The sequence below is a fragment of the Brachybacterium sp. B718/18 genome (assembly GCF_055454375.1).
In genome coordinates, this window is the sequence record NZ_JBVDDO010000003.1 from 146378 (window position 1) to 159479 (window position 13102).

Annotated in this window: 9 protein-coding genes; 3 read left to right on the plus strand and 6 right to left on the minus strand. The window is 74.4% G+C overall.

All coding sequences use genetic code 11. The features are described 5' to 3' along the window. Positions 1 to 23 precede the first annotated feature (23 nt). Positions 24 to 1370 carry a phosphoglucosamine mutase gene (glmM, locus tag ACZCAH_RS06995; protein WP_464340401.1) on the minus strand — a complete coding sequence of 449 codons (1347 nt, stop codon included), beginning with the start codon at positions 1368 to 1370 and terminating at the stop codon, positions 24 to 26. Positions 1371 to 1437: 67 nt separating this feature from the next. Between glmM and ACZCAH_RS07000 the strand changes: the two genes are divergently transcribed. After that, on the plus strand, positions 1438 to 4806 hold the full coding sequence (locus tag ACZCAH_RS07000) for an SNF2-related protein (RefSeq protein ID WP_464340402.1): 3369 nt from the start codon (positions 1438 to 1440) through the stop codon (positions 4804 to 4806). 313 nt (positions 4807 to 5119) lie between these two features. Here ACZCAH_RS07000 and cynS read toward each other — a convergent pair whose 3' ends face one another. The 4 genes from cynS to truA all read right to left on the minus strand — a co-directional run bounded on the left by cynS (position 5120) and on the right by truA (position 8230). Beyond that, a complete protein-coding gene (cynS, locus tag ACZCAH_RS07005; RefSeq protein WP_464340403.1) occupies positions 5120 to 5581 on the minus strand; it encodes a cyanase in 462 nt (153 codons plus the stop codon). A gap of 397 nt (positions 5582 to 5978) precedes the next feature. Next, positions 5979 to 6479: a 30S ribosomal protein S9 gene (gene rpsI, locus ACZCAH_RS07010; protein ID WP_464340404.1), complete on the minus strand. Its 501-nt coding sequence runs from the start codon at positions 6477 to 6479 to the stop codon at positions 5979 to 5981. A gap of 52 nt (positions 6480 to 6531) precedes the next feature. Then, a complete protein-coding gene (gene rplM, locus ACZCAH_RS07015; RefSeq protein WP_329747510.1) occupies positions 6532 to 6975 on the minus strand; it encodes a 50S ribosomal protein L13 in 444 nt (147 codons plus the stop codon). A 367-nt stretch (positions 6976 to 7342) separates the two neighbouring features. Continuing rightward, on the minus strand, positions 7343 to 8230 hold the full coding sequence (truA, locus tag ACZCAH_RS07020; protein WP_464340405.1) for a tRNA pseudouridine(38-40) synthase TruA: 888 nt from the start codon (positions 8228 to 8230) through the stop codon (positions 7343 to 7345). An 82-nt stretch (positions 8231 to 8312) separates the two neighbouring features. On the opposite strand from truA, the gene purD reads away from it, so the two are divergent. Together purD and ACZCAH_RS07030 are read left to right on the plus strand one after the other, a co-directional pair. Further along, positions 8313 to 9593, plus strand: a complete 1281-nt coding sequence (purD, locus tag ACZCAH_RS07025) for a phosphoribosylamine--glycine ligase (protein WP_464340406.1) — start codon at positions 8313 to 8315, stop codon at positions 9591 to 9593. After that, a complete protein-coding gene (locus ACZCAH_RS07030; protein ID WP_464340407.1) occupies positions 9590 to 10495 on the plus strand; it encodes a phosphoribosylaminoimidazolesuccinocarboxamide synthase in 906 nt (301 codons plus the stop codon). The genes purD and ACZCAH_RS07030 overlap by 4 nt, the downstream gene beginning before the upstream one ends. Before the next feature lie 141 nt (positions 10496 to 10636). On the opposite strand, the gene ACZCAH_RS07035 is transcribed toward ACZCAH_RS07030, so the two are convergent. Then, on the minus strand, positions 10637 to 13099 hold the full coding sequence (locus ACZCAH_RS07035) for an ATP-binding cassette domain-containing protein (RefSeq protein ID WP_464340408.1): 2463 nt from the start codon (positions 13097 to 13099) through the stop codon (positions 10637 to 10639). Positions 13100 to 13102 lie beyond the last annotated feature (3 nt).

A 13102-nucleotide genomic window follows, 5' to 3' on the forward strand; every position in this document is an offset into this window, starting at 1 on the left:
CGCCGGGACGGGCGCCCGCCGGCTCAGAGGCCGACGCGCTCGCGCACCACCACGGAGAGCCGCTCGGCGATCGCGGTCGCCTGCTCGTCGCTCGGCGCCTCGACCATCACCCGCACCACGGGCTCGGTGCCCGAGGGGCGCAGCAGCACCCGGCCGGACTCGCCCAGCTCCGCCTCCGCGGCCGCGATCGCGTCGGCGACCCCGCGGTCGATGGTGGCCTTGGCCTTGTCGACGTCCTTGACGTTGATCAGCGCCTGCGGCAGACGTGTCATGACGGCCTTGAGGTCGGCGGCGCTGCGGCCGGTCTCGACCATGCGCTGCAGCAGGTGGAGGGCCGTGAGCTCGCCGTCGCCGGTGGTCGCGTGCTCGGCGAGGATCACGTGGCCGGACTGCTCGCCGCCGATCGAGTAGCCGCCGAGGTTCATCTCCTCGAGCACGTAGCGGTCGCCCACGCCGGTCTGGCCCAGCGCGATCCCGTGCTCGCGCATGGCGAGCTTGAGGCCGAGGTTGCTCATCACGGTCACCACCAGGGTGTCGTCGTGCAGCTTCCCGCGCTCCTTGAGGTCGAGGGCGAGGATGGCCATGATCTGGTCGCCGTCGATCTCCTCGCCGGCGGCGTCGACCGCGAGGCAGCGGTCCGCGTCGCCGTCGAAGGCGACACCGATGTCGGCGCCGTGCTCACGCACCGCGGCCTGCAGCGGGCCGAGGTGGGTGGAGCCGACGCCGTCGTTGATCAGCCCGCCGTCGGAGCAGTCGCCGATCACGTGGACGGTGGCGCCGGCGCGGCGCAGCGCCTCCGGACCAGTCACGGCGGCGGCACCGTTGGCGCAGTCGGCGACGACGGTGAGGCCCTCGAGGGAGCGATCCAGGGTGGAGACGAGATGGGCGACGTACTGCTCGATCGCGCCCTCGTAGCGGGTGATCGTGCCGACGTCGGTTCCCTGCGGGCGGTCCCACTCCTCGTGCAGCCGCGCCTCGATCGCGTCCTCCACCTCGTCGGGCAGCTTGGTGCCGCCGCGCGCGAAGAACTTGATGCCGTTGTCGGGAGCGGGGTTGTGGGAAGCGGAGATCATCACGCCGAGGTCCGCCCCGGTGGCCTGGACGAGATGGGCGAGTCCGGGGGTGGGCAGCACGCCCGCGTCCTCGACGTCGACGCCCGCCGAGGCGAGCCCGGCGCACACCGCGGCGGAGAGGAAGTCGCCCGAGGGACGCGTGTCCCGCGCCACGATCGCCCGCGGCCGGGTGCCGCCGAACGCGCCGAGGGTGCCCAACACATGAGCCGCTCCCACCGAGAGCTCGACCGCGAGCTCCGCGGTGATGTCGCCGTTCGCGCGTCCGCGCACTCCGTCGGTGCCGAAGAGTCGTGCCACAGGGTTCTCCTCACAGGGGGTCGGTGATCCGCTGTGAGAGTACCCGGTGGCGGATACTTTGGAGGGTATGCCCGACGACGCCCTCCTCCCCCGCGTGCTGCCCTCCGCCATCAGCCACCACGTCGGTGACCGGACGGCGGGTCGCGGGCTCGCGCGCGCCCGCGAGGGCCGGGTCCGCGGACTCGCCTGGGACGCCGGGGCGGTGACGGTCTCGGCGACGGTCACCGACGACGACGGCGCGGTGCAGGCTCCGCGGGTCGAGCTCGCCGAGTACGCGGAGGACGCCGTCTCCCGCCGTTTCCAGCGGCCCTCCCCCGGCGGGCTCTGGCGGCCGAGCGCGGATCGCTGCACCTGCACCTCCGGACAGGGCTGCGAGCACGTCGCGGCGCTGCTCTATCACCTCAACGACCGCGCCGACCGGGCGCAGCAGGAGGCCCCGCCCGCGGAGTGGCGCAGCGTGCTGCGGCCGTTGCTGCGCGGCACCGCGACGACGTCGGCCGTGCGCCCGGTGGCGGTGCGGGTGGACCTCGAGGCCGGGCCGGCCGGGTCCGCCGCCTCCCGCGGCAAGCGGCAGCCCGCGACGCCCGCGCACGTCGCCGCGGGGGACGAGTTCTGGGTGGGGCTGCGCCCCGTGACCCGCGGGTCGAAGGGCACCTGGATCCAGGGCGACCTCTCGTGGCGCACCTTCGAGTCCCGCACGGCCTCCCGCGATCTGGATTCGGTGCAGGCCGAGGCCCTGGCCCGCGTGTTCGCCGCCGCGGGCACCGAGCGCACCTACACCAGCGGCGCCGTCGAGCACCTATGGCTGAACTCGATCAGCTCCCCCCTGCTGTGGCAGGCCCTCGCCCACGCCGTCGCCGCGGGCGTGGAGCTGCTGCCCGGGGAGGGGCTGACCGCCGTCACCCTGCTCACCTCCGCGGAGGCGGGCCTGGACCTGCGGCTCGGCACAGAAGTTGGGGACGTCGAGGACGGCGAGGAGAGCGAGAGCGGTGAGATCGGCGAGGAGGGCGAGGAGGCGGCGTCGAGCGGTGACCTCTACGTGCTCCCCCGGATCACCCTCGACGGGGAGCCCGCCCCGGAGGCCCGGCTGCTCGGCGGTGCCGGGGTGCTCGAGGTCCGCGCCCACGACGCCGCGCTCGCGCTGCGCCTCGCCCCGCTGCCCACCGCGATCCCCCGCGAGCTGCGTGGCCTGCTGCAGCGCCACAGCCCGCTCGCCGTGCCCGCCGCGGACCGGACGGCGTTCGTCGAGGTCGCCTACCCGCAGCTGCGCACCCTCACCTCGGTGACCAGCGGTGACGGCAGCGTGGACCTGCCCGCCGCACCCCGTCCCACCCTGCACCTGCTCGCCTCCTATGCGGACGGTGACCGGCTCGCCCTGCGCTGGTCCTGGCGCTACCACGACCCCGAGCGCAGCCTCCCCATCGACCAGCGGCAGGGGGCCCGGCGCGACCTCGCGCACGAGGAGGAGGTGATCGCCGCCGCGATGACGCTGTGGCCGACGGCCGGCTCCACCACCCCCGAGCTGCTCAGCGGGGCGGACACCGCGAGCTTCTCCGAGCACGTGCTGGACCGCCTCGACGCGATGGACCACGTGGAGGTCGAGCTGGGCGGCACCCGCCACGCCTACCGGGAGCTGGACGGCGCCCCGCAGGTCCGCGTCACCCAGTGGCAGACCCCGGGCCGCAACGACTGGTTCGACCTCGGCTTCGAGATCACGATCGACGGCCGCCAGATCCCCTTCCCGAGCCTGTTCGTCGCCCTCGCCCGCGGCAAGGACCGGCTGCTCATGCCCGACCGCACCTACTTCTCCCTCGACCATCCGGCCTTCGACACGCTGCGGGAGCTGATCCGCGAGGGCGAGGCGCTCGCCGAGTGGGAGCCCGAGGTGCAGCGGATCTCGCGCTTCCAAGTGGACCTGTGGGACGAGCTGCAGGAGATGGCCGACGACGCGGAGACCGCCCAGAGCTGGTCCCGCGGCGTCGGCGCCCTGCGCGAACTCGAGACGATCCACGAGCCGCCGCTGCCCGCGGGCCTGCAGGCGGACCTGCGTCCCTACCAGCGGGAGGGCTTCACCTGGTTGTCCTTCCTGCACGAGCAGGGACTCGGCGGGATCCTCGCCGACGACATGGGCCTCGGCAAGACCCTCCAGGTCCTGGCGCTGATCGCGCGGGCCCGCGAGCTGACCCCGTCGGCCCCACCCTTCCTCGTGGTCGCGCCGTCGTCGGTGCTGCCGGTGTGGCGGCGCGAGGCGGAGCGGTTCACGCCGGCGCTGCGGGTGCGGGTGCTCGAGGCTACCTCCGCTGCGCGCGGCACGGAGCTGTCCGCCGAGATGCTCGGCGCGGATCTCGTGGTCACCAGCTATGCGGTGCTGCGTCGCGACGAGGAGGCCTTCGCCGACCATCCCGTCGCGGGACTCGTGCTGGACGAGGCGCAGTTCGTGAAGAACCGCCGCTCCCGCACCCATCTTGCGGCGAAGCGCGTCCCCGCCCCGTTCCGCCTCGCGATCACGGGCACCCCGATGGAGAACTCGCTCGACGACCTGTGGGCGATCTCCGACCTCGTCGCGCCGGGGCTGCTGGGCGGGTCGACCGGTTTCCGCCAGCGGTACACCCTGCCGATCCAGACCGGGGAGCACCCGCAGCGGATGGCGCAGCTGCGTCGCCGCGTGCGGCCCTTCCTGCTGCGTCGGACGAAGGAGCTGGTCGCCGCGGAGCTCCCGCCCAAGCAGGAGCAGATCCTCACGGTCACGCTGAGCCCCGAGCACCGCGCCGCCTACGACGCCGTGCTGCAGCGCGAGCGGAAGAAGGTGCTGGGGCTGATCGACACCGACCTCGAGCGCTCGCGATTCATCGTGTTCCGCTCCCTGACGCTGCTGCGGATGATGGCGATCGACCCGCGGCTGGTGGATCCCGAGGAGCATGCCGAGGCCCCGGGGACGAAGCTCGAGGCCCTCTTCGACCGGCTCGCCGAGGTGATCGGCGATGGGCACCGGGTGCTGCTGTTCAGCCAGTTCACCTCGTATCTCGACCTGGTCGCGGCGGAGCTGGACCGTCGGGACGTGGACTACGCGCACCTGGACGGCTCGACCCGTGACCGCGACGGGGTGGTCTCGGCCTTCCGCGAGGGGACGGCTCCGGTGTTCCTCATCTCGCTGAAGGCGGGCGGCTTCGGCCTCACCCTCACCGAGGCGGACTACGTGTTCCTGCTGGATCCGTGGTGGAACCCGGCGGCGGAGGCGCAGGCCGTGGATCGCGCGCACCGCATCGGCCAGGACCGCACGGTGATGGTGTACCGGATGATCGCGGAGGACACGATCGAGGAGAAGGTCCTCGCCCTGCAGCGCCGGAAGGCCGAGCTCTTCGACGCGCTGACCGACGGCGGCGAGGCCTTCCGCACCGCGGTCACCGCGGAGGACCTGCGCGAGCTGCTCAGCTGACCGGACTGCAGTCGCGCCCCGTGCCGGGGCCCGCTCGGACCGCGAAGGCGGGCGCGGCGGCGCCGTACTCCTCGACGTCCCGTGCGATCGTCCGCCCGTCGACGAGCAGGGGCGGTGGCGGAGAAGCCGAGCCCGGAGAGGAACAACGCCGCGGCCGCGCCCCGGTAGAAGGGCACCGTCGCGAGGAGCGAGGGTGCCGAGGCGCGCGGCGGGCTGCCGGCGGCCACAGAGTCTCCTTCGACGGGGCGGCCGAGGGGGTCACGGCACAATGCGGACGATCGTATTGCACCGTGGGGTCAGCGCCCCGAGCGGCTTACCCCTCGCTGGCCACCCAGTCGTAGGACAGGAACTTCCCGTCGATCGTGAGGACCACGCGGTCGCCGCCGGGGTGGTTGCCGCGGCGCAGGTCGATCGAGCAGTTGATCGCGCTCATGATCCCGTCGCCGAACTCCTCGTGGATCAGGGCCTTGAGCGCCGGGCCGTAGACCTGGATCAGTTCCTGGAAGCGGTAGATGGTGGGGTCGGAGAGCAGCTCGGGGTCGATCGTCCGATACGGCTGCCGCCGCAGGGCCTCGACCAGCTCGTCCTCGAGCTCCAGCTGCTCCGCGAGCGTCGCGGCGACCTCCTCGGGCACCGGGTGCGCGCCGAGCACCGCCGAGGTTAGCCACACCACCGGTCGCCCGGTTGTCTCGGCGAGCTGCGCCCAGGTAAGCCCCTTCTCCCGGCGCTGTGCGTCGATGATCTCGCCGGCGGTCCGCTTCTCGATCAGGTCCATGGCCCGTCCTCTCGTGGTGGTGGGGACAGGCTCGCCGGTTGCAGCGGCCAGGACGGCGGAGGTCCGGGCTCCGAGTCGCTCCGTCACGGTCCGGTCACGCGGTGCCCGGTCCGGTTGCGGGGTGTCCGGTCTGGTGACGGGGTGCCCGGCCCGCGACGGGTGCCGGACTGGTCGCGGCCATGGTCGAGTACTGGCGTGTGGCGTTTCAGTACGGCTATATATCCGTACTGGGACGCTACGCGCCGGTCACTGACCAAATCCCGCCGCGGTCCTGCCCCACCTGAGCTGCACAGGACCCGGCCACCCCAGCCCCCGAACGCGACGATGCCCCCGACCCGGAGGTCGAGGGCATCGTGCGCACAGCGGGATCGCGGCGGAGCAAGGGCTCCGCGGTCGATCAGCGCTTGGAGTACTGCGGCGCCTTGCGGGCCTTCTTGAGGCCGGCCTTCTTGCGCTCGATGATGCGAGCGTCGCGGCGCAGGAACCCGGCCTTCTTGAGGGTCGGGCGGTTGTGCTCCTCGTCGATCTGGTTCAGCGCGCGGGACACGCCCAGGCGCACCGCACCGGCCTGGCCCGAGGGGCCGCCGCCGGTGAGGCGGACGATGACGTCGAAGCGACCCTGGAGGTCGAGCACCGTGAAGGGGTCGTTGACCTCCTGCTGGTGCACCTTGTTCGGGAAGTAGTCCTCGAGGGTGCGGCCGTTGATGGTCCACTGGCCGGAGCCGGGGATCAGGCGGACGCGGGCGATGGCGCGCTTGCGGCGGCCGGTGCCGTAGCCCGGCGCGGTGGCCGACTGGCCGGCGCCGACGGCTGCCTCACCGGTGGACTCGGTGGTGTAGCTCGACGGGGCATCCTCGTCGGTCACGGCCTCGAGGGTGTCGGGGGTGGTCTCAGTCACGGTTCTCCTAGAATTTTCCGTGCGGCAGGGCGGAGTGGCGGGACGCCCCCGCTTACTGCGCCACCTGGTCGATGGTGAAGGGGACGGGCTGCTGCGCACCGTGGGGGTGCTCGGAGCCCGAGTAGATCTTCAGCTTCTTGATCTGCTGATCAGCGAGCTTGTTCTTGGGGAGCATGCCGCGGACGGCCTTCTCCACCGCACGCTCCGGGCGCTTCTCGAGCAGCTCGGAGTAGGGGACGCCGCGGAGGCCGCCGGGGTAGCCGGAGTGGCGGTAGGCCAGCTTGGTCTCCCGCTTGTTACCGGTCAGCGCCACCTTGTCGGCGTTGATGATGATCACGAAGTCGCCTGCATCCACGTGGGGTGCGAAGACCGGCTTGTGCTTGCCCCGGAGCAGCTGAGCAGCCTGGGAAGCGAGCCGGCCGAGGACGACATCGGTTGCGTCAATGACGTACCAGGAACGCTCGACATCGTCGGGCTTCGGGGTGAACGTACGCACTCGTGCCTTCTTCTCTCGTCAGAGTGCCCGGCGAGCAGGGGCTCGCGGGCACAGTTCGATGGACCGTGGACACGCTTCCTCGGAAAAAGCATGGCCTCACACGTCGTGCCCGTCCCGTTCCGCCTACGACGCGGCGACGGTCCTGGGTGCGGGTGAGACCCCTCCTCGCGCCGGAGATCTCGCTCGGCAGCGGAGTCGGGCACGCACCAAGGCACGACGACGGTCCAGAGTAGCCAGTGCGCGCAGGCAGGGTCAACGCGCGGGAGGGGCCGACGGGGTGTGATCCTCGCCCCGTCCTCGCACGCCGCGCCGCGACCAAGGACCCGGCCACCCCGGGAGGGCGGCCCGGCTCACCGTGCCGCGCCGCTCAGCGCACCGGCCCCCGTCGGGCGCGGGCGAGATGCGCGCGGGCGGCGAGCTCCTCGTCCGGCGGATACGCGACGTGTTCGAGGGTGAGCCCCTGCGGCGGGCACAGCGGCGCGGAGCCCGCCCCGTCGCGGGTCGCTGACTCGCGGGTGCGCGCGGCGAGCACCTCGGCGGGCCAGGTCTCGGGACGCCGCCCCTCCCCCACGCCGAGAAGCGCCCCGACGAGGGAGCGGACCATGTGGTGACAGAAGGCGTCGGCGACGACGGTCGCGACGACGAGGCCCTCGTCGGCCCGCCCCTCCCCCGGCCGCTCCCAGGTGAGCTCCCGCAGCTCGCGCACCGTCGTCGCGCCCTCGCGCGGCCGGCAGTAGGAGAGGAAGTCGTGCTCGCCGAGCAGCGGCTCGCTCGCGCGCGCCATCGCGGCGACGTCGAGCGGCCGACGGTGCCGCAGCACGTCCCGTCGCAGCGGGTCGTGGGCGGTCGGGCCGTCGGAGATGCGGTAACGGTATCGGCGCCACAGCGCTCCGAAGCGGGCGTCGAACTCGCCTGTCACCTCGCGGGCCAGATGCACCACGAGGTCGTCCGGGAGCACGCCCTCGAGCCGGGAGACGAGCGCCTCGGCGGGCGCCCGGTCCGAACGCCCGGGGAGGGTGGCGAGCACGGCATCCGGCAGGTCGAGATGGCACACCTGGCCGCGGGCATGGACCCCGGCGTCAGTGCGACCCGCGACCGTGACCCGCACGGGCACCCGAGCGATCCGGGCGAGGGCCTGCTCGAGCTCGCCCTGGACGGTGCGCTGACCGGGCTGATCGGCCCAGCCGTGGAAGGCGGTGCCGTCATAGGAGAGATCCAGTCGCAGCCGGGTGGTGGGGGTCGCGGGTTCGGGCATGCCAGCGATCGTAGCGGCGGACCGGAGACCGCCCCCTGGGCACCTCCGCGGGGCCGCCGGGGCCGTCGGTACCCTGTGCGGCGTGAAGATCCTCGTCATCGGCTCCGGAGGCCGCGAGCACGCGATCGCCCGTCGCCTCGCCGCCGACCGCCCCGCCCCCGAGCTGCACTCCGCCCCCGGCAACCCCGGGATCGCGCAGCTCGCCACCTGCCATCCCGTCGCGCTCGACGATCTCGACGGCCAGGTCGCCCTGGCCCGCGAGCTCGGCGTCGACCTGGTGGTGGTCGGACCGGAGGCGCCGCTGGTCGCCGGGGCCGCGGACCGCCTGCGGGACGCGGGGATCGACGTCTTCGGCCCGTCGGCCGAGGCCGCCCGCCTCGAAGGCAGCAAGTCCTGGGCGAAGGAGATCATGGCCGCCGCGGGCGTGCCCACCGCCGCCTCCGTGACGGTGACCTCCCCGGAGGGTCTCCCCGCGGGCCTGGACCGGGTGAACCCGCTGGGCGACGTGCCCTTCGTGGTCAAGGCGGACGGACTCGCCGCTGGCAAGGGCGTGGTCGTCACCGCCGATCGCGCCGCCGCGCTCGCCCACGGCGACGCGGTGCTCGCCGCGGGCGGTCAGGTGGTGCTCGAGGAATACCTCGACGGCCCGGAGGTCTCCCTGTTCTGCGTGAGCGACGGGACGGACGTGGTGCCCCTCGCCCCGGCCCAGGACTTCAAGCGCGCCCTCGACGGTGACGAGGGTCCGAACACGGGTGGCATGGGCGCCTACTCGCCGTTGCCCTGGGCTCCCGAGGGCCTGGTCGACGAGATCGTCGCCGAGGTCGCCCGGCCCACCATCGCCGAGCTGGCCCGCCGGGGCACGCCGTTCGTCGGCATCCTGTACTGCGGCCTCGCCCTGACCTCCCGGGGCCTGCGCGTGGTGGAGTTCAACGCCCGCTTCGGCGATCCGGAGACCCAGGTGGTCCTCGAGCGCCTCGCGACCCCCTTCGCGCCGCTGCTGCTCGCCGCCGCCCGCGGAGAGCTCGCCGCCGTCGGCGCCCCGACCTGGAGCGACGAGGCCGCGGTGACCGTCGTCGTCGCCTCCGTCGGCTATCCCGCCGCGCCCCGCACCGGGGACCCGATCGGCGGGATCGAGGCCGCCGAGGCGCTCGGTGCCCACGTCCTGCACGCCGGGACCTCCCGCGGCGAGGACGGGGTGCTGCGCAGCGCCGGCGGGCGCGTGCTGACCGTCGTCGGCACCGGACCGACGCTCGTCGCCGCCCGGGAGATCGCCCTCGCGGGAGCCCGCGCGATCGAGCTCGAGGGATCCCACCACCGCGGGGACATCGCCCTCGCCGCGTCCGAGGCGGAGGCCCGCGCATGAGCACCCCGCTGATCACCGCCCCCGACCTGCCCGGCTGGGACCACGTCGTCTCCGGGAAGGTGCGCGAGCTGTACGTCCCCACGGGCGTCGCGCCCGATGCGGCCGAGGAGGTGCTCGTCGTCGCGACCGATCGGATCAGCGCCTACGACCATTCGCTGCAGCCCGGGATCCCCGACAAGGGACGGCTGCTCACCGGCATCAGCGTCTTCTGGTTCGCCCAGCTCGAGGACCTGGTCCCCCATCACGTGCTCTCCGCGACCGACGTCCCGGACGCCGTCGCGGGCCGAGCCCTGCGCTGCCGGGGCCTGGACATGGTGCCGCTGGAGTGCATCGCCCGCGGCTATCTCACCGGCTCGGGCCTCGCCGACTACCGGGCCGGCGGCTCGGTGGGCGGTCACGTGCTGCCGACAGGGCTGGTCGAAGCCTCGCGCCTGGATCCCGCACTGTTCACCCCCTCGACCAAGGCGGAGGCCGGGGCGCACGACGAGAACATCACCGTCGCCCAGGCGCGCGACCTGCTGGGCGAGGAGCTCGCGGACGAGCTCGCCGAGCTGACCCTCGCCGTCTACGAGCGGGCCCGCGCCGTCGCCGCCGAGCGCGGCATCCTGCTCGCGGACACCAAGCTCGAGTTCGGGCACTCCCGCACCGATGGGCGGCTGCTGCTGGGTGATGAGGTGCTCTCCCCCGACTCCTCCCGCTTCTGGTCCGCGGACACCTACGTCGAGGGCCGCGTGCAGCCGAGCCTGGACAAGCAGTTCGTGCGGGACTGGCTCACCTCTTCCGCCTCGGGCTGGCACCGCGGCTCGAACACCCCGCCGCCCGAGCTGCCGGCCGAGGTCGTCGCCCAGACCCGCGCCCGCTACGTCGAGGCCTACGAGCGCCTGACCGGCACCAGCTTCTGAGCCGCGCGCGCGGGGGCGACGGGACACACACGGAGGCGCGGATCCAGCAGGTCGAGGAGGAGGTCGTCGCCGTGCGGAGCCCCCGCCGCGCTCCGCCGCTCAGGCCCGCGGCCCGACGGCACCGGCGGCGCAGTCCTTCGCTCAGACGCTGAGCAGCAGCACCGCGGTGACGATGCCCGCGATCGCGAGGACCAGCGCGGCATCGCCCGCGCCGAGCGGGGCGCTGCGCCACCAGGTCCGCTCCCCCGCGGCGACGCCCCGGCTCTCGAGGGCGAAGGCGATCCGGGCCGAGGAGCGGATCGCTTCGACCAGCAGCGCGAAGGCGCAGGTCATCAGCGCGCGCGGGCCGAGCCGCGCGGGATTCCCGTCCGGGGCGGAGGGCCGACGCAGGCGGTGCGCGCGGAGGATCGTCGACCAGCGCCGGGGCAGATCCTCGAGCAGTCGCAGCCCCGCGAGGAGGGAGAGGGCGATGCGGGCCGGCAGCCGGGCGTGGACGCGCAGGCTGGTCAGGGTGCGCCCGGGATCCGAGGAACGCAGCACCACTGCGGCTCCGAGCCCGATGACCAGCGCCCGCAGGGCGAGGGCGGTGCCGAGGACGATCCCCTCGGCGGTGACCCGCACGGGCAGATCCGGCCACGGCTCGTGCCCGGGACGGCTGAGCACGTTGACCACGAGCACACCGGCGGCGAAGGGGAGGAACGGGGCCTGCGCGCGCAGGAGGGCGAGCGGCCCGATCCGCAGCCCGATCATCGCGCCGCTCGCGAGGAGCAGGTGGAGCAGGAGCAGCGGGATCGGATCGGTCAGGGCGATGCAGACCACGCTCAGCGCCGTCAGCAGTCCCAACAGCACCGCGGGATCCCGGCGGGCGAGCAGGGCGCGGGGCCGCGGCGGGTCCTCGAGCGCGGTGAGCGGCCGGTCCGTCCCGTTCTCGGCGGACACGGACACTGACGCGGGCGCGGACCCGGGGTGCGGGGCGCGCCCCGGCTCCCGTTCCCCCGTCGTGCCGCCCGCCGGGTCCGCCGCCTCCCCGGCGCGCAGCCCGGCGCGACGGAGCAGCTCGCCGTCGGCGAGCAGCGCGGCCGGGGCGAGGGGGCCGACGAGCCGGCCCCCGGCGATCACCACGACCTCGTCGGCGGACTCGACCGCGCGGAGGTCGTGGGTGGTCAGGACCACCCCGCGTCCCTCCTGCGCCGCCTCGCGCAGCAGCGAGAGCACCTCGGCCTGCGCGGCGCGGTCGAGGCCGTAGCCCGGCTCATCGGCCAGCAGCACCGGCCGCTCGGTCAGCAGCATGGCGCCGAGGGAGAGCCGTCGCTGCTGCCCGCCGGAGAGCCGATAGGGGCTCTGGTCCGCGTGGTCGCCGAGGTCGAGGCGGGCGAGCAGCTCCGCCCGGGCCTGCTCCCCGGCCCCGCTCGCGGCGAGCTCCCCGACGACGGTGTCCGCCACGAACTGGGACTCGGGACGCTGCAGCACGAGCGCGGCGGCGCCGCCCTCGAGCGTCCCCGCGCGCAGCGGGTCCAGCCGGGAGAGGGCGCCCAGCAGCGTCGACTTCCCGGCGCCGTTCCGGCCGACGACGGCGAGCACCCGACCGGCCCGGACGGTGAGATCGGCGCCAGTCAGCACGTCGCGTCCCTCCGGTCCCAGGGTCGCCGAGCGCAGGCGAAGCAGCGGGGTCGGGGCGGGCGCGGGGGTCCCGGCCGTCTGACGAGGGGCCGCGCCCGTCGCCTCGACGTGCGCCGTACCGTCCGGGGCTGGGGAGATCCCGCTCGCACCGGCCCCGTCCTCGAGCCGCCGCTCGATCTCCCGCGGCAGCCAGCAGCCCTCCGCGCGCAGCCGCTCCCCGTGCTCCACGAGCACCCGGGCGGTGGGCCCGTCGGCGAGTACCCGCCCCGAACGGTCCAGGGCGATGGTCCGGGCCGGGAGCCCGGCAACGCCCGCCTCCCCCGCCCACTCGTCGAGCCGGTGCTCGACCAGCAGCACCGCGCAGTCCGTCGACTCGACGGCCGTATCGACCGCGCGGCGCACCGCGGCGACCCCCTCGGCGTCGAGCATCGCGGTCGGCTCGTCGAGCAGCAGCAGCCGCGGCCCGGCCACGACCGCGGCGGCGAGCGCGGCGCGCTGCAGCTGTCCCCCGGAGAGCGTGGCGGCGCGGCGGTGCGCGAGGTCCGCCGTGCCCGTCGCGGTGAGCACGGCATGGACGCGGGGCCCGATCCTCTCGGGCGGGGTGCAGGCGCTCTCGAGCGGGAGCGCCACGTCCTCGGCGATCCGCGGGAGGCAGACCCCGTCGGCCGGATCCTGACCGAGATGGCCCACGAGCGGGGCGGCGGCCGAGACCCCGCCCGCGACCGGGTCGACCCCGCCCGCGAGGCGCACGCTGCCGCGGACCCGCCCGCGCTGGTGGGAGGGGATCGCCCCGGCGAGCGTGCGCAGCAGCGTCGACTTCCCCGAGCCGGAGGGGCCGAGCAGCAGCACCTGCTCCCCGTCGTGGATCTCCCCGGTCCAGGGGCCCACGCCCGCCCCGGAGGGCAGCACCACCTCGAGCGCCTCGGCGCGCACCAGCGGGCTCGGGTCGGTCGCCGCCGCCCCTCCGGGGGTCGCGGCGCTCACCGG